The organism is Xenorhabdus entomophaga, assembly GCF_037996725.1.
GTDB lineage: Bacteria > Pseudomonadota > Gammaproteobacteria > Enterobacterales > Enterobacteriaceae > Xenorhabdus > Xenorhabdus khoisanae.
On the sequence record NZ_JBBMXH010000085.1, the window covers coordinates 1 to 21,323 of the forward strand.

The window sequence follows — 21,323 nt, forward strand, 5'->3', positions numbered from 1 at the left end:
GATATGGAATTGAGGCTGAATATGACACCAAGAAAGATTTTAAATGGGCTGACGCCAATGGAAGCCTATACCGGTCGCATGTTGCACTTATTGCGTTAATCCAGCAATACTAAATGTCAACAGCCCTAAAAATACCCATTCATATAGGGTGACAAAATAATCTGGAAAGAAATAAGAACGCTGCTCATTAATATGAGTGGCGTTTATTTTTATCCGTTAATTAACAATCCCAATAATCATACTTAGGTACTTAAAGTATCGTTACTATTTTTCCTATTAGCAAATAATAGCTTGACCTAATTTTTCTTTAACTATATAAATTTTGCTTTAAAAAGCATCACTCTAAAATTAATGAAGATTTTTACGATGGGGACATAATAAATGTCAACGCTGATTCATTGTAATAAGGTCAAATTTAGCATTAATGCAAAGCCATTATTTAACAATCTCTCCATAACCATCAAAGAGAACGACAGGATTGCATTAGTTGGTTATAACGGTACGGGAAAAACGCATTTACTTAAGCTATTGGCGGGCACTGAAAAACCGGATGAGGGGATCATCGAATATGCCAATGGGTTGAGGATGGAAATGGTTTCTCAGTTTATCGATGAGGCATTACTTGAAATGACCTTACTTGAGTCTATTTCTCAAAAAGTCAAACAAGTTGATGAATATGGTGACTATAAAGCGGTATCCATGCTGTATGATTTTGGTTTTCAGGATGCTGATTTTACGACTAAAGTGGCTGATCTCAGTGGTGGGCAAAAGACGAAACTGATGTTTGCCATGAGTGCGGTTGTGGAACCGGATATTATTTTATTTGACGAACCCAGTAACCATCTGGACTCAAATACCTTGAAATTCTTCGAGGACTTCTTTAATAACAGCCTGAAAAGCGCCTTTATTATTGTTTCCCACGACCGAAACTTTTTGGATAACGTTACTAACCAGACGATTTTTTTGCGTGATCAACAGCTAGCTGCTTTTTCCCTGCCGTTTAGTCAGGCACTTTCTGCTTTACAGGAAAGAGATGAAGCGGATGCTTTGCGTTTGAAAGCAGAAGAAAAGAATATTCGCCGCATACAGGAAAGTGCAAAGCGTTTGGCGCAGTGGGGAAAAATTTACGATAACCCAAAATTTATCAGAAAAGCCAAATCGATGGAGAAACGGGTTGAAAAACTTGAACAAGGCAAAACGAAAATAACCGAAGGGGAAACTTATCGATTATCGCTGGATGCCGATATGATCAAATCCAAACATATGCTGCAAATTGGGGAACAGTGGATTGGCTATCGAAAAAATGAAGAGTTTAATCCGTTATTTTCCATCAATGGCTTGTATATTCGTCCGGGAGACAGAATCGCGCTGTTAGGTGATAACGGCGTGGGGAAATCCACCCTGATTCATTCTCTGGTTGAAGCTTATAAAAAGGCGAGAAGTGTACATGATGGCGGGTTGGAAAATCCGGCTTATGATACCGAAAATATGACCTTATCACCGCAGTGTAATATGGGCTATCTCGATCAGGAATTGGAAAAAATCCCATTGAATGAATCGATATTTGATGCGGTAAAAAATAATGCACCGAATATTGATGATATTACCTGTAAACAACAATTGATTGCGACAGGATTTGAATATGCGGATTTTAATAAATTAGTGGGCAGATTGAGTGGTGGCGAACGTTCCAGGCTGATGTTTTTAATATTGAAATTAAATAAACACAATTTCTTGATTCTCGATGAACCCACCAACCACTTGGATATTTTCGGCAAAATGGAATTGGAAAGTGAGTTAATTAATAACGAGATGACAATATTAATTACCTCGCACGATCGGACATTTATCGATAACGTTGCCAACCGCTTTTTGCTGATAAAAAATGGCAAACTGGAAGAAGTCACGTCCAGTAATGGATATTATCAGTTTCTGAATGAAAAGGTCATTTCCTGTCAAAAAGATGTAGTCGTTAAGGATAAGGAAAACACTCACGATGAACCGGAAATATTAGCGAATGAAGAGAATATTCTTCAACGCATTGTCGTATTAGAGAAAAATCTGGCTGAGGATTTGGCACGGAAACCGAAGCATCAGAAGCCGAAAAATCAGGAAATATGGAGAAAGGAAATTGAGCGGCTTTATGGAGTATTGGAATAAATTCATGAGGTTAGTCTTGTGGGATATTAAGGATACTTGCCGTCAGATTGATACAAAACTCTGCGTTTCTATCTGAATCTTGGTGGCAACCTTTCTACAGAAGCTCGACTCCACTATTAACCCGGGTTTTTACCGTTTCCTGCATGATCAATATAAATAAACCAGGCGCCCCTAAAATTTGGGGCGCTGATAGCTGTAACTACAGAATCCGTTCAGCAATAGCGGCGTCGTACCAGTCTCTGAACTCTTCCAACAACAGATCGTACAGCACATCTTCTTTTACGGTTGCAAAATTGTCGATCTCGAAGAAATGGGTATTATCCAGACGACGATCGGTAAAGTTATCGAGATCTTTCAGTATCCCGTAACTGGAACCCCCCAAACCAACAAACTTCCAAAAAATCGGATAATTCGCTGAACGTCGAATGGCACCCTTAATTTGACGGGTTTTACTGATCCCACCATCCGTAATAAATACGACATAGACAGGCAGGTCACTGTCTTTAAAGAAGTCGATAACCTCTTCCATAACTGGCGGTTCATTGTTTGTACCGCCGAGGCCGGGAAGGATTTCCCATCTGGAACCTTTTATCGCGGTCTGTATGGTATGAATATAGTCATCAAGATTATCAAGGGTGACGTCCTGATATTTCTTGTGTTTCGAAGCAAATCCCCAGACATCCATCGAGCCATCATCATCAAACTGCACCGCCAGCACCGCAATACGATCCAGAACCGCCTGTACATGCCCCTTTTTGAATTCAGAGTGCATTGATCCTGACGCATCAAGAACAAAAGCAACACGTGCCTTGACCGATTGCAGCTTGTGCTTATTCAGGCTGACAGTGGCATTCTTGGCAAGGTTTACAAGGCGCGGCGCTTTATCCTGTAACTTTTTCTCAAGGCTGATAGTTGGGCTAGGCGGAGGCGTTGAAGGCGCAGAGGGTTCTACATCCACACCAAAATTCACTGCCAGAGGCTCCAGACCGCCATTGAAACCCTGCCCGAGAGCCCTGAGCTTCCAGTTGCCGGAATGCCGATAAATCTCTGCAATAATCATGGCTTTTTCCGTTCTGCCCGCCGTTGAAATGGTGAAGTCTGCAATACTTTTTGCTTCAGAACATCGTGCCTGAAAACATTGCGCTTCAAATTTCAGCTGCTGAAGATTGGCGACAGAATCCGGGCCGTCGATCACCAATGTAATAGCAATTTTATTCACATCGGCCGCTATTTTTGTCAGGTCTACAGTGATAATGCTGTTTTGGTGAGATGTGTCTAAAAGCAGACTGTTATCTGCGGCTGCCCGATTATTGTAAAAATAGAAGTCACTATCTCCCCTGACTTTTCCATTGGCATTTAATAGAAAAGCAGAGGCGTCTACTTCACTACGAAAAGAAGGCATTGCCGGGTAAGAGAGAGTGAGTCGAAGAGAGGTTTGAGATAAAACGATATTTTGTCCTGCCTGAAGATTCATACCTGATATCCTTTTAAATATGTAGTCAATGTTTCCAGCAGTGTTTTTTTACTATGTTAATGGTTTTTGTTTTATTGTGGTATTTATTTGTTGGGGATATTAAATATCGGCCTGTACCCGGCTGAGTCTGTATTATATTCCATTCCACCATTAGGGTATTTAACCCAAGAATTATCCTGGGAAATAAGGGCGTTTGTGATTTTTGATTCATCTAATTTAGGATCATAATAAATATAATCATTTTTGTTTTTTTCTATCCAAATATTAGAACTGCCTTCTTCTTTATTGTTTTTCATACTTTCCTTAGCTAACACCCCGGTCACATAGTTATCTATGCTCCCGGGGATTCATTCCCTTGCCGCCGCGACGCATCTTGAAATCCATTGGGTATAGTTCGGATATTCAACTCATGTTAATGATTGGTGAGGATAGCCACAGGCTGGAATGCCATTTTGTTATCAGTCACTCACGTTTCAGGCTTTCACTCGGTGTTTCACCATAGCGGGCTTTATATTCCGCGCTGAAGCGTCCCATATGGGCGAATCCCCAACGCAGGGCAGTTCCCGTAACGCTGGTGGCCTCTCCTGCCAGTAGTTCCGTGCGGACATGCTCCATACGCAGATTGCGTAAATACTGCATCGGGCTGATGTCCAGAAATTCTTTGAAACCGGAGTAGAGGCTGCGCAGGCTGACTCCGGCTATTTGGGCGAGCTGTTCTACCGTAATGGGTTCGTGGGCATGAGCCTGTAAATATTCCTGTACCTTACGTACATGTCGTGGACGAATAGTACACCGACGATTTGCCGAAGATTCACTGTAATTATGTTGATGTGTGGATAGCAATGTCACGGAAAGCAATTGCTCGATTTGGCTGGTAATCAGTTTGTGTTGCAAAATATCGGGCACTTGGGTGGTACATTCCAGAAGATAAGGCATCAGACAACGCCATGCCTGACAGCGTTGCCATTCAAAACCCAGTTCAAATATCAGCGGTTGATCCAGTGGATGCCCCAATTGCCCGACAAGGGTTCTCTCCAGCAGAGAGCGGGAAATCCTGACCATAAACTGGTCGTTGTCAGTACTCCAGCGCATGGAAGTCTGTTGGTTGGGGCTGAGAACGGAAGCAATATTCGGTGTTGAATCAAGGTGTTGTTCGCCACTTTCAATGCAGGCACAACCCGCCAGCGGCATCTGGACAAGAAAGAAGCTGTCCAGTTCTCCCGGATTGATCTCAACGTTGGCACTGTAACGCAGCCGGCTTATAGAGAGATCCCCGAGTGGAATGTAGTGCATTCTGGCATTCAGCTTTTGGCTGTGGCCCAGTATCTTCAACTGATGGGGCTGCATAACTCTTCCAACCATAGATTTGACTTCATCAAGATCATTAGATGAAAAAAGCAAATGTTTTGGAGAATTGAGGTGTGCCCCAATTTTTGACACAGCATATTTGGGATCTGAGCATTTTGAATCTGTATATCTTGATTCAGCGCTTTTAGATTCAGAATAACCGTGAGGCCACGAGCTGCCCGTCATTTCAGATACCTCCAGTCAATAACATGATTATTATGATTGTGTGAAATATCCTTCTGGTGATGTGTTTATTCTCTGTTTAGGTATTGTGTTTATCCTGTTTTCTACTAACAGTATCCACATCTGATCTAAATGAAATATATATGATTGTGAATGTATTTATGAAAGGCACTATTTATTATCGATGATGATAGTTGTCCTCAGATTCTCCCTGCTCCTGCCTGTTTTTATTGATAATTTGTCCGCTTGCTGCGGGCTTTATCCAAACACTGCATAAATCATAAATACATGACAAATCATGTATTGACCATTAACTGACATCCGAATTACATAGAAGGCATAGCGAAAAGACGTAAGGCAGAAAAACACAATGAGGTGAATATGTGAGGTGAGTATGGCTGAGCGATCATTTGTCGGAGAAGTGAAAAAATTACGTCTGGGACAGGGCGAAGTTTTCAGCGGCGAAGGCATACTTGCCGTGACAAAAGCACTATTGGAGTCGGGTGTTGCCTATGTGGCCGGCTATCAGGGAGCGCCGATTTCCCACCTGATGGATGTACTGGCAGATGCGCAGGATATTCTGTCTGAGTATGGCATTCGTTTTGAAAACAGTGCCAGTGAAGCCACTGCGGCTGCGACCCTCGCGGCCTCCGTTAATTATCCAATGCGTGGGGCGGTTACGTTTAAGGCCACTGTTGGCACTAATGTTGCCTCGGATGCGCTGGCGAATTTGGCATCGGGTGGTGTACTTGGCGGTGCGTTGATTATTGTCGGGGAAGATTATGGTGAGGGTTCCTCTATCATGCAGGAGCGCAGCCATGCTTTTGCGATGAAATCTCAACTCTGGCTGCTCGATCCGCGCCCTAATCTCCCCTCAATTGTGCAGGCTGTGAAGATGGGGTTTGCATTGTCGGAAGCCAGCCATACGCCAGTGATGTTGCAGATGCGCATTCGTGCTTGTCATATACATGGCCGGTTTGTCTGTGAAGACAATCGCACGCCGGCTTTTATGATCAAAGATGCACTGGAAAACCCGACGCGTGATCTCAGCCGCATTGTTCTGCCTCCCGCCAGTTTTTTGCATGAGAAAGAGAAAGTACAGGATCGCTGGCCTGCTGCGGTGCGTTTTATTCAACAGCACGGATTGAATGAGTTTTTTGCCGAAGATGCTCAGGATATTGGCCTTGTTCTGCAAGGCGGATGCTATAACACCGTGATCCGTGCCCTGAACTTACTGGGGCTGGCAGATGTTTTCGGAAAGAGCCAAATCCCGCTGTATGTGATGAATGTGGCTTATCCGCTGATCGATGAAGAGTTTGAGCGCTTTTGTCACGGTAAGCAGGCGATTTTGGTGCTGGAAGAAGGTCAGCCCAATTTTGTGGAGCAGAATGTTGCTAATATTTTGTGTCAGCATGACATAACTACCCGGCTGCATGGCAAAGACTTGTTGCCAATGGCGGGAGAATACAACACGGCGACGGTGCTGGCGGGGCTTCGGGCTTTCTTTGAACGTTACGACAAGATTGAAACCGAAGTTCCGGTGGCGGCCTGTCAGGTGCGTATTCCTGCTGTTAATTTATCGGTTGATGATGAGCCTGATGGCACAGATGCGGTATCGGAAGATGCACTGGAAAATGCCGTTCATGCCCGTCCCCCCGGATTTTGCACGGGCTGCCCGGAACGCCCGATTTTTACGGCGATGAAGCTGATAGAGCGGGAATTGGGGCCACATCATGTCAGTGCGGATATTGGTTGCCACCTGTTTGCCATTCTGCCTCCTTTTAATCTGGGCAATACCACGATGGGCTATGGATTGGGGGCAGCAAGCGCAGCAGCGCTGAATACGCCAGTAAAGCATAAACGGGTGGTTTCGGTGATGGGGGACGGTGGCTTTTGGCACAACGGCCTGACGAGTGGCATTGCCAATAGTGTTTTTAACCGCAGTGACAATCTCACCATTATTGTCGACAACAGCTACACCTCCGCGACGGGTGGACAGGACATTCTGTCCTCAACCGCACTGAACCCCATCCGCAGTACAGGCCACGAAATTGAAAATGCCGTCAAAGGTGTTGGTGTGAAATGGGTGCGCACGATCAAGCGTACTTATGATCTTAAAACCATGATTCATACCTTGCGTGATGCCCTGACAACAGGCGAAAAAGGGCCAAAAGTCGTGATTGCACAGAGTGAGTGCATGTTGAATAAGCAGCGCCGCGAGAAAAAAAAGGTTAAGTGTGCGCTTGCTGCGGGAAAAAGGATCGTCCGGGAGCGTTTTGGTATTGATCCTGATACTTGTACCGGCGATCACTCCTGCATCCGTTTATCCGGCTGTCCTTCCTTATCGGTTAAACCGAATCCAGACCCGCTGCGCACCGATCCGGTGGCGACGGTTTTGAATAGTTGTGTGGGTTGCGGGTTGTGCGGTGAGGTTTCCCACGCGGCGGTGTTGTGTCCCTCCTTCTTCAAGGCTCGGATCATTATCAATCCCAATCGCTGGGAGCGGCTGGTTCATCGTATCCGCAAAGGGATCATCGGTTATTTGCAGCGCCGTGATGCTAAACGCCGTAAGCAATATGATTTTTAGGGGGATTATGTTGATGAAATTATCCACTGGTTCATCTAATCAAGTACCACTTGCTCAACCGATCAAAATTGCGATCCTGGCGATGGGAGGAGAAGGGGGAGGCGTACTGGCTGATTGGATCGTCAATTTGGGCGAAGAAAACGGCTATTTTGCTCAGACAACTTCAGTACCCGGCGTAGCACAGCGAACCGGGGCAACGATCTACTATGTCGAACTGTTTCCCGGTGCGGATGATCCGGACATATCGGCTCCCGTACTGGCGCTGATGCCAACGGCGGGTGATGTGGATATCGTGCTGGCTTCTGAATTGATGGAAGCCACACGTGCGGTTCAACGCGGTTTTGTGACGCCGGATCGCACGACGTTGATCGCGTCAAACCATCGGGTGTACTCAATAGAGGAAAAATCAGCGATGGGGGATGGACGTGTGGATAGCGGAGTGTTGATCCAGCAATCCCACCAGGCAGCTTTGCGTTTTATTCATTTTGATATGGCGCTGATGGCTGAGAAGAGCGGCAGCGTAATCAGTGCAGTGTTATTTGGCGCACTCTGTGGTACGGAAATCCTGCCGTTTAATCGCATCCAGTTTGAGGAGACGATCATCAAGGGGGGAGTGGGAGTAAAACCGAGCCTACAAGCCTTTAGATTAGGAATGAGTCGGGTACAGTCAGAGGCATCAAGTCCCGGTATTCGGAAAAAAATGCGTTTTTCCTGTCAGCACGTTTTTAAACACAACCTGTCTGACCAACAGGTTTCTACACAACATGTTTCTACACAATACGCTTCTACACAATACGCTTCTACACAAAATAGTAGCGTGAGTAACCTCTTGCTGCGTATTCAGCAAGAATTGCCGTCTTGTATTCATGATATTGCTATCGAAGGGATCAGACGTTTAATCGATTATCAGGATCCGGCTTATGCCAGTTTGTATCTCGATCGGTTGCAGCATTTGATCAATCAGGCAGTCAGGCATGATGAGCAATTATTGCACGAAACCGCCCGTCATCTGGCGCTGTGGATGGCTTATGAAGATACCATTCGGGTGGCCGATCTTAAGATCCGTGCCAGTCGATTCAAACGGGTTCGTCAGGACGTAAAGGCACGTGACGATCAACTGGTTGAGATCAATGAATTTCTGCATCCCAGAGTGGAAGAAGTATGCGATACCTTACCTGCCAGTGTTGGTCGCTGGCTGTCTCATTCCCGTTTCGTTAAGCGAATGCTGGCGAAATTACTCAGTCGTGGCCGTGTGATTACCACGAGTTCAATTTGGGGATACCTGCTGTTTTATACGTTGGCGAACTGGCGTCGAATGCGTCGCCATACTCTGCGTTTTCAGCATGAAACAAAACGGATTGAAAGCTGGTTACAGCGAATAGTGGTAACAGCAAAACGTGATCCGGGGCTGGCTTTGGAAATTGCACAATGTCAGCGATTAATCAAAGGATATGGTGATACCCACATCCGTGGACTGCGCAATTTCCAAACCCTGATGGACATTGTTGATCATCACCTGAATCACCTGTCTCCTGCCAGTTTGCGGCAACTGCGTGAAGCCGCGCTGGCGGATGAACATGGCAACCGATTACGCGAATGCCAACGGCGACTCTCTTTATATTAAAGCAATACATTGAAACAACGGTATTAAGGAGGAATTTGCAATGAGCCTGCTCAGATTTGTACAACCGCATAAGATTCGGTTTGCTGAATGTGACCCTGCGGGAATCGTCTTTTATCCTCAGTATTTCGTGATGTTCAACAACTTGCTGGAAGATTGGTTCGATGAATTAACCTCAATGGGGTATGCCAATTATATTGCTAAATATCGCTTTGGCCTGCCAACGGTTCATTTAGAGGCGGAATTTAAAGCTGTCAGCAGAATAGGGGATCAGGTTTGGCTGGAATTAAATGTTGAGAAAATCGGCAAAAGATCATTGAAGTTGCTGCAACGTTGTATCAGCAAAGGCGGAGAATTGAGGATGAGTGTGACTCAGACTTACGTCACGACTTCACTGGATACCCACGAGGCCATCCCCATACCTGATGAGCTTTATTATGCGTTAACTGAGCAGATGCCTTAACCAATTTATATCCTAACCGGGCCGTCGCGTAGGTGAATCATAGCGTGACAGGCATTGTGTGACAGGAGAGGAAGCATGAGCATAAAAGCTATAAACGAAAGCATAAATATAGTCTGCATTGGCGGTGGCCCGGCAGGATTGTATTTCGGCCTGCTGATGAAGCTGCAAAATCCTGATAATCGTGTCGTGGTGATCGAGCGTAATCGCCCGTATGACACTTTTGGCTGGGGCGTTGTGTTTTCGGATGCAACGCTGGAAAACCTGAATATGGCAGATCCCGTTTCAGCCAGAACGATTGGCGGGGAATTCTGTCGTTGGGACGATATTGATATCTACTTCAAAGGAACACTAAACCGCAGTGGCGGCCATGGATTTATTGGCATTGGCCGTAAAAGGTTACTGAATATTCTACAGGATCGCTGTCAGGAATTAGGCGTCGAATTAGTGTTCGAAACTCAGGTTGAAGATGAACAGGCAATCGCCCGCCAATATCAAGCTGATTTACTGATTGCTTCTGATGGGATCAATAGTCAGCTCCGTTCCCGTTATGCGGAAGTGTTTGTGCCGGATATCGATCAACGCCATTGCCGTTTTGTCTGGCTGGGAACCCGAAAGATATTTGATGCTTTTACGTTTCTGTTTGTCGAAACAGAACATGGTTGGTTTCAGGTTCACGCTTATCAATTTCAGGAAGGACTATCGACTTTTATTGTGGAGACGACGGAAGAAGCGTGGTTGGCTGCGGGCATCGACAAAATGTCACAGGAAGAGGGCATCGCATACTGTGAAAAGATATTCGCGCAGTGGTTGGATGGGCATGAATTAATCTCTAATGCGGCACATTTGCGTGGGGCGGCCGTTTGGATACGCTTCCCCCGGGTTATTTGTACGCATTGGGTACATTGGATCAAACCAGAGGAGAACAGCGGCAAACATATCCCGATCGTGTTAATGGGGGATGCGGCCCATACAGCCCATTTCTCCATTGGTTCCGGTACGAAATTGGCACTGGAAGATGCGATTGAACTGGCGAACAGCCTGAAAGCCTATCAAGGGAATTTACCTGCGGGTTTGTCACGTTATCAGAAAGTACGCAATGTGGAAGTGCTGAAAATCCAGAACGCAGCGCGCAACTCAACGGAATGGTTCGAGAATGTGGCGCGTTATAAAAGCCTGCCACCTGAACAATTTGCTTATTCATTATTGACCCGTTCACAACGTATTTCCCATGAAAACCTGCGATTAAGGGATAAAGCATGGTTGGAGAATTATGAACGTTGGTTTACCCGACAGCTTAATCACGAATTTCCCTTAGTCCCGCCGTTGCTGACACCTTATAAAGTACGGGGTGTGACCCTGAAAAATCGTGTCGTCGTTTCTCCTACGTTGCTGTATAGCGCAGTGGATGGTGTGCCGGGACAATTCCATCAGATTCATCTGGGTAGCAGGGCATTGGGGGGAGCGGGTTTGGTGATCGCTGAAATGACAGCAATTTCCCCACAGGCGCGGGTGACGCCCGCTTGCACAGGGTTGTGGAATGAACAACAGGTACAGGCATGGAAGACGATCACTGATTTTGTCCATCAGAACACAGATACGCTGATAGGAATCCAACTGGGCCATGCAGGACGCCGGGGATCAACGCAACTGGGATGGGAACAATCCGATCATCCCCTGCCGGAGGGCAACTGGCCCTTGGTTTCGGCATCAGCCATCCCTTACCTTACCGGCATTTCACAAGTGCCTGCCGCTATCACCAAAGCGCAGATGAGTGAAATCATTGACCAGTTTGTCGCGGCGACGCGCCGTGCCATCGATGCGGGTTTTGACTGGCTGGAAATTCAGGCTGCTCATGGTTATTTGCTCTCCAGCTTTATTTCACCGCTCACTAATCAGCGTGATGATGAATATGGGAGTACACTGGAAAACCGGCTGCGTTTCCCGTTGGCTGTTTTTAAGGCGGTGCGTGAGATCTGGCCTGCTGAATTACCGATATCTGTGCGTATCTCTGCCACCGATTGGGTTGAGGGAGGAACGAGTGTTGATGAAGCGGTGGTCATTGCTCAATATTTTCGTGAGGCGGGGGTGGATATGGTGGATTGCTCCACGGGTGAAGTTTCCGCTGAACAGCGACCTATTTACGGGAGAATGTACCAGACCCCAATGGCTGATCGCCTTCGTAATGAGGGCAAAGTGCCGGTTATTGCTGTCGGGGCGATTACAGATGCAGATCAAATCAACGGCATTATTGCTTCTGGTCGCGCCGATCTCTGTGCCTTATCACGCCCATTCTTATCCAATGCTGCCTGGCTGCTACATGAATGCGTCAGATACGGCTGGAATATTGATTGGCCGAAACCCTATCTTTACGGCAAAGAGCAATTTATAGCAAAGAGCAAGTTATAGCAAAGGGCCATTGGAGCGCCAATTAACTCAGGGAAATACCCAATAGATTTCAAATTGCAGTCACTTTCGACTGTATCCGTAAAGGAGATATCCCATGTCTCAAAAAGAAAATATTCAACCCCACGATCGATATCGGGAAGATATTGCTGGCCGTGCTAATGTCGCTGATAGTCCTGAACTGTTGGCGTATTACAAGGAATTGGAAAAGTACAGGACAGGTGCACTCTGGACAATCGCCAATAAAATTGAACCGTGGCAACCGAAATCAGCGTCGGTTCCGGTACTTTGGCGCTATCGTGATCTGCGTGAACTCGTCCTTAAATCCGCTGATCTGGTCACACCGGAAAAAGCAGGGCGTCGTGTGGTTTATCTGAACAACTCTGAAAAGTCGGGTTTATCTGCCGCAGTGGGGTTGCTCTATTCCGGCCTTCAGACCATGCGACCGGGAGAAGCTGCATCGGCCCATGCCCACTCTTCTTCCGCCCTGCGTTTCATCATGGAAGGACACGGCGCTTATACCATTGTCGATGGGCAGAAAATGTTGCTGGAAGCGAATGATTTCGTCTTAACCCCCACTGGGACATGGCATGAACACGGCGTTGATTCTGATGGTTCACAGTGTATATGGCAGGACGGTCTGGATATGCCGCTGGTCAATGTGCTGGAAGCGGGTTTTTATAAGGTACACCCTGACTTACGTCAGGCTGTGACTGAACCGCTGGATTCCTCTGTTGGGCTTTGGGGCGCACCCGCCCTGCGTCCCCAAAATGTCGGCTGGAATAAGCCATATTCTCCGCTGTTCAGGTATCAATGGGGAGCAACTTATGAGGCCTTGCAACGTTATGCCCGTGTTGCAGAAGGCTCACCTTTTGATGACATTCTGATGCACTACACCAATCCGCTGACAGGGGGGCATGTTATGCCGACTCTCGGTGCCAGTATGCAGTTGTTAAGGCCGGGTTTCGTTGGCAAAGCGCACCGGCATACCGGCAGTTTCATCTATCAGGTAGCGAAAGGACAGGGTTATTCCGTGATTGACGGCCAGCGGTTTGATTGGCAGGAGCGGGATATTTTCTGCGTTCCTTCATGGGCATTCCATGAACATGTGAATAGCTCACAAACAGAAGATGCCTGCTTGTTCTGTTTCAGTGATCTGCCGGTCATACAGGTATTGCACTTGTATTATGAAGAAGCCCTGCTTGATAACGACGGGCACCAACGGGTGGGAGGATAAATCAAGATGCGTTTAATCACTTACCGTACTGAAGTGACGGCTGCCACACGATTAGGGGCAATTGTGGATGACCATGTGGTGGATTTAGCAAAGTTAGCAGCCTGTGTGGATAACATATTGCCGGATAATATGCTGGATTTTATCGACTTGGGACCCTTGGCCGTGAGCAGTGCAACGGCGTTGCTGGATTCATTTAAAGGTTTATGGCCAGTGGGAGTGGCCCTGCCATTGCAGAATGTGAAAATACTGGCGCCGATCCCCCGTCCACGTAAGAACATCTTTGGTATTGGCCTGAATTATGTTGAGCATGTAGCTGAATCCAGCCGGACTCTGGATACGGCAAAAGATCTGCCAAAAGAGCCCGTCATTTTCTCGAAGCCACCAACCACGGTGATTGGCCCGGGTGATGCAATTGAACATAACAGTGAAATTACCCAACAATTGGATTGGGAAGTGGAACTGGCCGTGATTATCGGGACACGCGCCAAGGGGGTATCAGAAGCTGAAGCGCTGAAATATGTATTCGGCTATAGCTTGATGATCGATATGAGTGCCCGTGATTGCCGTCGTGCCGGACAATGGATTTATTCTAAAGGGCAAGATACTTATGCACCTTTCGGCCCCTGCATTGTCACTGCGGATGAAATTCCCGACCCCCAAGATCTTGCGCTTAACCTAAAAGTTAACGGAGTCACCAAACAGGATTCCAATACACGCCATATGTTATTCAAGGTTAACACCCTGATTGCAGATATCAGCAAGGGCATCACATTGGAACCGGGGGATATTATCGCTACGGGAACCCCGGAAGGCGTCGGAGCAGGGCGTAATCCACAAGAGTGGCTATGGCCGGGGGATGTTGTTGAAGCACATCTTGAAAAGATTGGTGATTTGCGTCATTCCGTTATCGCCGTGTAAGAACGGAAATACAGGAGCCTGATATGCTGAATCTCCCTAAGTTCAAAGCGGCTGCGGTACAGGCTGCACCCATCTTTCTGGATACGGAAGCGACGGTTGAGCTTGTTTGTCGGCTGATCCGTGAAGCAGCCGACAATGGTGCTGGTCTGGTGGCTTTTCCTGAGGTATTTGTTTCGGGTTATCCCTATTGGAACTGGGTTATGAACCCTGTTCAGGGTAGCCCGTGGTTTGAAAAACTGTGCAAATCTGCCATTGAAGTGCCGGGGCCGGAGATCCATAAAATCGCACTGGCTGCGGCACGCCATCACATCAATGTTGTGGTCGGCGTGAATGAGCGTAGCCCGAATGGTATCGCGACGCTCTATAACACGTTGGTGACTATTTCTGACGAAGGCCGCATTCTGGGACGACATCGGAAACTGGTGCCGACATGGGCAGAGAAACTCACGTGGGCGAACGGGGACGCTTCTTCGCTAAAAGTGCATGATACCCGCATTGGCCCATTAGGTGCGCTGGCTTGCGGAGAGAACACCAACACATTGGCGCGTTTTGCTTTATTGTCTCAGGGAGAGTTGGTACACGTTGCCAGCTATATTGCCCTGCCTGTTGCACCTGCGGATTATGACATGGCTGAGGCGATCCGCTTACGGGCGGCAGCCCATTGCTTTGAAGGGAAAGTTTTTACCATCGTTTCTTGTTCCACTATCTCACAAGAAATCGTAAAAGCGATGACCGCCACTCATCCTGAAGCCGAAGAACTGTTGGCTCGTTCTAATAGTGCGTTTACGGGAATTATCGGGCCTGATGGCCGCGTGATGGGTGATTCCCTGATTGATGAAGAAGGGATTGTCTATGCAGATATCGATCTGAATCGCTGCATTCAGCCTCGTCAGATGCATGATATAACGGGGCATTACAACCGTTTTGATATTTTCGATCTCAAAGTAAATCGCCGACCGATAAATCCGATCCAGTTTACAGATTTACCTTCGGAGCAGATTGATCTGAATACCTGTGCCGATAGGGCTGATCCCTCACAGGAGAACCTGCCATGAACGGGAAGCGTTATTTTCGGGTAGGACAGATTGTGCCTTCTTCAAATACGACAATGGAAACGGAAATTCCGGCTATTCTGCGTACTCGTGAAACGGTTAGCCCCGAGCGTTTTACCTTTCATGCCAGTCGCATGAGAATGAAAAACGTCACGAAAGAAGAACTGGAGGCAATGGATGCGGATAGCGATCGCTGTGCGCTTGAATTATCGGATGCTGCGGTGGATGTGTTGGGATATGCCTGTTTGGTGGCGATTATGAGCATGGGCAAAGGATATCACCGAATCTCTGAAAAACGCCTTCACTTGCGGACATTAGAGAACGGTTATCCGGCTCCGGTTGTGACCAGTGCAGGGGCGCTGGTGGATGGATTACATGCTTTGGGAGCGAAACGGATCTCAATATTGACGCCTTACATGAAGCCATTGACTCAATTGGTGATTGATTACATTGAGAACGAGGGAATTGAAGTTGTCGATAGCATCTCATTGGAGATCCCCGATAACCTTGATGTCGGACGACAAGATCCCCTTGCCCCGTTGGAAATTACCAAACGGCTCAACAGCAATGTGGATGTGATGGTGGCTTCTGCCTGCGTACAAATGCCTTCTCTGGCCTCGGTGCCCCTGATCGAAGATCGTATTGGATTGCCTGTTATTTCCTCATCTGTGGCGACAACCTACATGATATTGAAACAGCTTGGGTTGGATACATACGTTCCGAGATTTGGCTCACTGTTATCAGGAAAATATTGATTGAATCACGGTCGTGGGCGTGTTTTTCATGGATGAACCTTTTAGAATCGGAAAACAAAAAACCTCCTGAGATAAAAAGGGTTGTTCAACTTATGCCAGATGCAAAAGTGTTTGTTGACAATTACTTGCCTGCCTTGCTTGGGCAGGCATGGATGCTAGTTTCCTCTGAATTTCATGATACCGTTGAAGCGCAGGGATTGTCAGTGTTGGAATGGCGGGTGTTATCGACGTTGGCGGGAAGCGGCCCGGTCGGCATCAGCCTTTTGGCCCAGAAAACGGTCAGTAAACAACCGACCATTACCCGCGTTTTGCAGCGCTTGGAATTGCAGGGGTACGTAGCACGTTTTTCCAACGGTGGCGGTGATCGCCGCGTCACCCTGGTACGTTTGACAGAGTCAGGTCTGCAAGTGGTAGAAGGCTTGCTGTCTGAAGCAGAATCCCATGAAAAAAGTGTGCTGGAGCCATTGGGCAATGGCAAGAGTCAGTTATTGAAAGAGGTATTGCAAGAGCTGATTAAGCGGCATACGCCAATACGTAGGGCATTGGGGGAATTGGGTAAGTAACCCGTCCTAACAGTGGATTATCCCCGTACTCACGGGGAACACTCACTCCCGCTGGTCGCTCCTTTGCGCTGCGGCGGTTTATCCCCGTACTTACGGGGAACACGATACCGGGTTTCATGCCTCTCTCCCTTGAACCGGTCTATCCCCGTACTCACGGGGAACACGTTCAAACGCCACCGTATGATGTGGCCTGCCAGCGGTCTATCCCCGTACTCACGGGGAACACTAGTTCATTGCTTGATAGTGGATAACGCTCCTCGGTCTATCCCCGTACTCACGGGGAACACTCGCCATAATTGCCTCATCCGACGTCAGAATATCGGTCTATCCCCGTACTCACGGGGAACACAACAGTCCGCATCCTAATCTGGCCTTTCCCAACGGTCTATCCCCGTACTCACGGGGAATACTGTTGCTCATTATGCGAAAGACAAAAGCACCCGCGGTCTATCCCCGTACTCACGGGGAATACCCTAAATATAACCATCTGTTTTATATGTTATTTTTTTGAGGTGTAAAATTCTACCATTTTTATGGCCTATAAAATAGACAAATTTATCCTGCTATTTTTCCTGCCAATTCTCTATAAATCTGAACGAATTTCATCCCGATTTTTTAAACATTCATTCATTGAGTCTTTGTGATCTCATCGAATGAATGTTCCCCATAATTACAGGGATAACGCCGACCCCTTACATATAAAAACACATAAAAATAACTACTCATTAAATAAAATCACTACATACCAGAGAAGATTTATCAATAATATCATCATGGTGATTTATTTTGATTTAGTCAGTATATAAACAGGAATAAAAAATTTTCTGTAGTTCATATTATTTTAATCAACTTAAATATACCGATAATAAAAAATTAACACTGTGAATTGTCATCAACTTAAATGATTAGTTTTATTAAGATATGAAGAGGAGAAAACTCATTTAATTTGGTGGTAAAACGAACAAAAACTCTGAATTGTGTGGTTTTTCGCCTACAAGCATAATTCGTTAATGATTGTCAAAAATACCTATGATAACCTACGCGGCTTTCCATCCTCAATTGTTTGTTTTGTAGACAATTAACTGTCAAAAATAGGAAGTGAGTTTACTTATGAACTTAACTAACACCAGCAAATTGTTAGCCGCTACTCTGTGTCTTGCAGCCTCGTATAGCTATGCTGATAGTGACCGCCCAATTTTCTCATTGACCATGTCAGAATCTGGCGTTGCGAAAACGAATAGTGATGGTAGCTTATCCCACTCTGCCAAATCTGAATCTCGTATTCTGCCAATCTGGGGCGATGCTGCACGAGCAAAAGGCTACGATTTACCTGAACCGTTTGGTGCTAGTTATAGTTATATGAATATGCGGCAAAATGTGGTTGTGGATAAAATCGGTTTTATTATGCCTAAAAATCCTCTAACTGCTGAAGCGTTAAAAATAAAAGCAGGGCATACTCGTGAGCGAAATGAATCACATCTACTTAAATTAGATAGTTGGGTGCTACCATTTTTAAATGTTTACGGCGTATATGGAAAAACAAAAGGCATCTCTGCAACTAATATTGAGAGTGTTGAATTAGGTTTTTTTAAATTTAACGACATACCTTTTAAATTAGATTTCCAAGGGAAAACTTTTGGTGGTGGTCTAACATTAGCTGGCGGTTATAACCAATTTTTTGCAACACTAGATGCAAACTATACTCGTACCAACTTGGATATTTTAGACGGTGGCATATCAGCTTATGTTGTAACCCCTAGAATTGGCTATGAATTTACTTTTGAACCATTATTTGTAGGGCAGGGTAATACAAAAATCCAAATTTGGACTGGTGCAATGTACCAAGATATTACTCAACGCTTTAAGGGAAACATTAATAATCTAAATTTACCGGGTGTTTTTGGTAACCTTGTTACTGCTCTTGACGATCCAGACATGAAGTTCGACGTCGAACAACACCTTGCCCATAAATGGAACAATACCGTTGGTGCACGCATTGAAATCACCCGTAATTTTAATATCCTGTCAGAAGTCGGTTTCGGCAACCGAAACAGTTTCTTTATTTCCGGTGAGTTTCGCTTTTAATGTTTGATCTCGTAACACTCAAAAGGCTGGTTGTTTCCAGCCTGCTTACTTTTACTGTTTCATCGGCACACGCTGATATCTTGCCTGATCGGCAGAAAATTGATGGTTGGTTAAACGAATTAGGGGGCAGCAACCATTTTGATGCCCGCAAAAAAATTGACTGGGGCGTATTGCCCGGCCCTTTTTATACTCCTGAAATGGGCATGGGGATTGGTGTTGCCGTAGTCGGTTTGTATCGTCCTGATAGCTCAGACCATATCAGCCAGACTTCCTCACTGGGGCTTAGCGGTTTTGGTTCCTCTACCGGCGCATTTGGCCTGAATTTTACCAATTACAATTTTCTTGCCGGCGACCAATGGCGGTTATTTGTTTCCGGTACGCTGAATAACATCCCGACTTATTATTGGGGTAAAGGCTATAGCGCCGGTAAAAATAACGGTAATAAAGAGAAATACCATTCTCAGGAATTTGATATTCGTCCCCGCTTTCTCTATCGCGTCACTGACGCCACTTATATGGGATTAGGCTGGCATTTCTCATCCGTCAATGCCAGTAATCCGGATAGCGGTGCAAAACGATATTTTGATCGGTCCGTTGGTGGCCGTTCTGTGATAAGTTCCGGTGTAAGTGCCTACTTCAGTTATGACACACGGGATTTTTTGCCCAATGCTCAGCACGGGCAGGCGTTTGAGATCATTTATACCTATTTTTCCCCGGAGTTGGGAGGCGATCACCGTTTCCATACCACACAGTTTCAGTTTTCGACCTATTATCAATTATCTGAGAAGACCGTGCTGGCTTTTGATAATTATGCCCGTTTCAGCGCAGGTGATGTGCCGTGGAATCAGTTATCACTGCTCGGCAATGGTCAGCGAATGCGCGGATATTATGAAGGTCGTTATCGTGACAATAATATTTTCGCAACACAACTGGAGTTAAGGCACAAGCTCGACTGGCGTCATGGTGTGGTCGGCTGGATAGGCACCGGGACATTAGGAGATACGCCTTCCAAATTAGGAACCAGACACTGGCTGCCTTCCGTGGGTATTGGTTATCGTTTCGAGTTTAAACCACGCATGAATGTCAGATTAGATTTTGGTGTCGGTAAGGGCAGTACAGGGTTCTACTTTCAGGTTGGGGAAGCGTTTTGATTTTGAGATTGTTAATGACATTGTGCCTCAGTTTCTTGCTGATAGCATGCCAAGGTAACCCCCAACCTGTTGAGCCTGTGAAACCGGTTCTCATCAGCGATACCGATGAACAATCACAGGAGGATTGGGCAGCATTAGCGCCAATTAAACCACCGGAAGGCTTGAGAGCCTGCTGTGTTTTTGGTTATAACCTTAAAGCCCAGCTGTGGAATGTCCCCATTCCTTTTTACGATATCGACAATATAGTTGAAGCCGGAAAGTTGGGTGAGCATCACTACAATGACAGTGTTATCGGTGCCAGTGCTGCGTTGTTAGGTGTAAGCAATGAAAAGGTTGGCCTGCTCTATACACACAAGGGCGGATTTATTGATATCTCCCATGTCAGGGATACCGCAGACTATACACTCTATTTGTTCAGCCAGATTTATGCCCATCTTGGACAAGAACGGGAATTAACTCTGGATAATGAACTTGCGGCGCGTAAAATCCACTTTTTTGCTTTTACGCCGCCAGAAGATCCCGCTGAACGTTATACTCTGAGTGCCTATTTAGCTGCCAAACTTGCTTTTCAACTCGCAGCCTGGCATGAAATAGCGCAATGGTATGGCTATCAATCCGTTCCGGGATTTTCAGAGGGTATTTCGGCTTTTTCCCCGGAAGATCTCTATTCGAACCTGTTAGGCGCACGGCTGGCACTCACGCTGATTCTGGAAGGCCATGCTTCCTCTGTGGCTCAGTTTTCAACCTCGATGGCAAGTATCTTGCCGACAACCTTGCATGAACTGGGTGCTTATCCCAAGTCAGGCACAAAAGAGATGTTTGATAGCGTAGATGGCTTATGGTGGAACAGTTATCAACGTGTTCCTGAGAAATTTTTAGTGCTGCACCGCAATTATGATACCCACGATAATCGCTATCCACTTATGCCTTTGGGTAAAGAAAACTTTGCGTTACGTCTCTCTTTACCAGAGCACTATCAGCATTTTTCGTTGGATAAACTGGCTGAATTTCAGTTATGGCCAACCAATGAGATGAAAAACTTAGCTGCCCCAAAACAATATTGGACAGTGAAAGAGTTTAAGATGCTGGCAGAGAATGCCCAACGTGAAGATAAACGGCAGTTGTTGATTAATTGATCGGTTATAAAATCGCTTTATTCAACTCGCGTGAGGAATGTGCCTAGAAGATAATGTGTTTTATACTTATTCGCACATTATAGCAGAATCATACTAATATGTCATAATATCCAAATCCAACATGACAAGGCATAAAGTGAAATGGGTTACAGTTTAGATTTTCGAAAAAGAGTCCTGGCATACAAAGA

General features: G+C 46.1%; 16 protein-coding genes and 1 CRISPR repeat array. Of the genes, 13 read left to right on the plus strand and 3 right to left on the minus strand.

Annotated elements, in window-relative coordinates; all coding sequences use genetic code 11:
* Nucleotides 1–381 precede the first annotated feature (381 nt).
* Nucleotides 382–2,160, plus strand: a complete 1,779-nt coding sequence (locus AAC854_RS16260) for an ABC-F family ATP-binding cassette domain-containing protein (RefSeq protein ID WP_340618030.1) — start codon at nucleotides 382–384, stop codon at nucleotides 2,158–2,160.
* Nucleotides 2,161–2,359: 199 nt separating this feature from the next.
* Here the strand turns inward: AAC854_RS16260 and AAC854_RS16265 are convergent, their stop codons facing one another.
* The 3 genes from AAC854_RS16265 to AAC854_RS16275 form a co-directional block, all read right to left on the minus strand.
* Entirely contained in the window at nucleotides 2,360–3,634 is a 1,275-nt protein-coding gene (locus AAC854_RS16265; RefSeq protein WP_340618031.1) for a VWA domain-containing protein, read from the minus strand.
* An 83-nt stretch (nucleotides 3,635–3,717) separates the two neighbouring features.
* Nucleotides 3,718–3,948, minus strand: a complete 231-nt coding sequence (locus AAC854_RS16270) for a hypothetical protein (RefSeq protein ID WP_340618032.1) — start codon at nucleotides 3,946–3,948, stop codon at nucleotides 3,718–3,720.
* 148 nt (nucleotides 3,949–4,096) lie between these two features.
* Nucleotides 4,097–5,074 (minus strand): AraC family transcriptional regulator, encoded by a 978-nt coding sequence (locus AAC854_RS16275; protein WP_422824097.1) that lies wholly within the window; start codon nucleotides 5,072–5,074, stop codon nucleotides 4,097–4,099.
* 484 nt (nucleotides 5,075–5,558) lie between these two features.
* On the opposite strand from AAC854_RS16275, the gene AAC854_RS16280 reads away from it, so the two are divergent.
* From AAC854_RS16280 to AAC854_RS16335, 12 genes are all read left to right on the plus strand, one after another.
* Nucleotides 5,559–7,751, plus strand: a complete 2,193-nt coding sequence (locus AAC854_RS16280) for a thiamine pyrophosphate-dependent enzyme (protein WP_340618034.1) — start codon at nucleotides 5,559–5,561, stop codon at nucleotides 7,749–7,751.
* A gap of 13 nt (nucleotides 7,752–7,764) precedes the next feature.
* The gene (locus AAC854_RS16285; RefSeq protein WP_340618035.1) at nucleotides 7,765–9,375 is read left to right on the plus strand and encodes an indolepyruvate oxidoreductase subunit beta family protein; all 1,611 of its coding nucleotides are present in this window, start codon (nucleotides 7,765–7,767) and stop codon (nucleotides 9,373–9,375) included.
* Nucleotides 9,376–9,415: 40 nt separating this feature from the next.
* Nucleotides 9,416–9,835, plus strand: coding sequence for an acyl-CoA thioesterase (locus AAC854_RS16290; RefSeq protein ID WP_340618036.1), 420 nt, complete (start codon nucleotides 9,416–9,418; stop codon nucleotides 9,833–9,835).
* Nucleotides 9,836–9,910: 75 nt separating this feature from the next.
* Nucleotides 9,911–12,241 carry a bifunctional salicylyl-CoA 5-hydroxylase/oxidoreductase gene (locus tag AAC854_RS16295; RefSeq protein WP_340618037.1) on the plus strand — a complete coding sequence of 777 codons (2,331 nt, stop codon included), beginning with the start codon at nucleotides 9,911–9,913 and terminating at the stop codon, nucleotides 12,239–12,241.
* Between the two features lie 94 nt (nucleotides 12,242–12,335).
* The gene (locus tag AAC854_RS16300) at nucleotides 12,336–13,475 is read left to right on the plus strand and encodes a cupin domain-containing protein (protein WP_340618038.1); all 1,140 of its coding nucleotides are present in this window, start codon (nucleotides 12,336–12,338) and stop codon (nucleotides 13,473–13,475) included.
* A gap of 6 nt (nucleotides 13,476–13,481) precedes the next feature.
* Complete coding sequence (locus tag AAC854_RS16305; RefSeq protein ID WP_340618039.1) at nucleotides 13,482–14,393, plus strand: fumarylacetoacetate hydrolase family protein; 912 nt, start codon at nucleotides 13,482–13,484, stop codon at nucleotides 14,391–14,393.
* 23 nt (nucleotides 14,394–14,416) lie between these two features.
* The gene (locus AAC854_RS16310; RefSeq protein ID WP_340618040.1) at nucleotides 14,417–15,448 is read left to right on the plus strand and encodes a carbon-nitrogen hydrolase family protein; all 1,032 of its coding nucleotides are present in this window, start codon (nucleotides 14,417–14,419) and stop codon (nucleotides 15,446–15,448) included.
* Nucleotides 15,445–16,200, plus strand: a complete 756-nt coding sequence (locus AAC854_RS16315) for a maleate cis-trans isomerase family protein (protein WP_340618041.1) — start codon at nucleotides 15,445–15,447, stop codon at nucleotides 16,198–16,200. Before AAC854_RS16310 ends, AAC854_RS16315 begins: the two co-directional genes overlap by 4 nt.
* 92 nt (nucleotides 16,201–16,292) lie before the next feature.
* Nucleotides 16,293–16,763: a MarR family winged helix-turn-helix transcriptional regulator gene (locus AAC854_RS16320; RefSeq protein ID WP_340618042.1), complete on the plus strand. Its 471-nt coding sequence runs from the start codon at nucleotides 16,293–16,295 to the stop codon at nucleotides 16,761–16,763.
* A 13-nt stretch (nucleotides 16,764–16,776) separates the two neighbouring features.
* Nucleotides 16,777–17,232: direct repeats of the CRISPR family, unit length 26 nt; unit sequence CGGTCTATCCCCGTACTCACGGGGAA.
* A 641-nt stretch (nucleotides 17,233–17,873) separates the two neighbouring features.
* Nucleotides 17,874–18,848 carry a hypothetical protein gene (locus tag AAC854_RS16325; protein ID WP_340618043.1) on the plus strand — a complete coding sequence of 325 codons (975 nt, stop codon included), beginning with the start codon at nucleotides 17,874–17,876 and terminating at the stop codon, nucleotides 18,846–18,848.
* Nucleotides 18,848–19,999 (plus strand): BamA/TamA family outer membrane protein, encoded by a 1,152-nt coding sequence (locus tag AAC854_RS16330; RefSeq protein ID WP_340618044.1) that lies wholly within the window; start codon nucleotides 18,848–18,850, stop codon nucleotides 19,997–19,999. Before AAC854_RS16325 ends, AAC854_RS16330 begins: the two co-directional genes overlap by 1 nt.
* A 14-nt stretch (nucleotides 20,000–20,013) precedes the next feature.
* Entirely contained in the window at nucleotides 20,014–21,135 is a 1,122-nt protein-coding gene (locus AAC854_RS16335) for a DUF4056 domain-containing protein (protein WP_340618045.1), read from the plus strand.
* Nucleotides 21,136–21,323 lie beyond the last annotated feature (188 nt).

Coding starts and splice junctions, on each gene's coding strand:
- AAC854_RS16260 (WP_340618030.1), top strand. CDS start 382: ATGTCAACGCTGATTCATTGTAATAAGGTCAAATTTAGCATTAATGCA.
- AAC854_RS16265 (WP_340618031.1), bottom strand. CDS start 3,634: ATGAATCTTCAGGCAGGACAAAATATCGTTTTATCTCAAACCTCTCTT.
- AAC854_RS16280 (WP_340618034.1), top strand. CDS start 5,559: ATGGCTGAGCGATCATTTGTCGGAGAAGTGAAAAAATTACGTCTGGGA.
- AAC854_RS16285 (WP_340618035.1), top strand. CDS start 7,765: ATGAAATTATCCACTGGTTCATCTAATCAAGTACCACTTGCTCAACCG.
- AAC854_RS16290 (WP_340618036.1), top strand. CDS start 9,416: ATGAGCCTGCTCAGATTTGTACAACCGCATAAGATTCGGTTTGCTGAA.
- AAC854_RS16295 (WP_340618037.1), top strand. CDS start 9,911: ATGAGCATAAAAGCTATAAACGAAAGCATAAATATAGTCTGCATTGGC.
- AAC854_RS16300 (WP_340618038.1), top strand. CDS start 12,336: ATGTCTCAAAAAGAAAATATTCAACCCCACGATCGATATCGGGAAGAT.
- AAC854_RS16305 (WP_340618039.1), top strand. CDS start 13,482: ATGCGTTTAATCACTTACCGTACTGAAGTGACGGCTGCCACACGATTA.
- AAC854_RS16310 (WP_340618040.1), top strand. CDS start 14,417: ATGCTGAATCTCCCTAAGTTCAAAGCGGCTGCGGTACAGGCTGCACCC.
- AAC854_RS16315 (WP_340618041.1), top strand. CDS start 15,445: ATGAACGGGAAGCGTTATTTTCGGGTAGGACAGATTGTGCCTTCTTCA.
- AAC854_RS16320 (WP_340618042.1), top strand. CDS start 16,293: ATGCCAGATGCAAAAGTGTTTGTTGACAATTACTTGCCTGCCTTGCTT.
- AAC854_RS16325 (WP_340618043.1), top strand. CDS start 17,874: ATGAACTTAACTAACACCAGCAAATTGTTAGCCGCTACTCTGTGTCTT.
- AAC854_RS16330 (WP_340618044.1), top strand. CDS start 18,848: ATGTTTGATCTCGTAACACTCAAAAGGCTGGTTGTTTCCAGCCTGCTT.
- AAC854_RS16335 (WP_340618045.1), top strand. CDS start 20,014: ATGACATTGTGCCTCAGTTTCTTGCTGATAGCATGCCAAGGTAACCCC.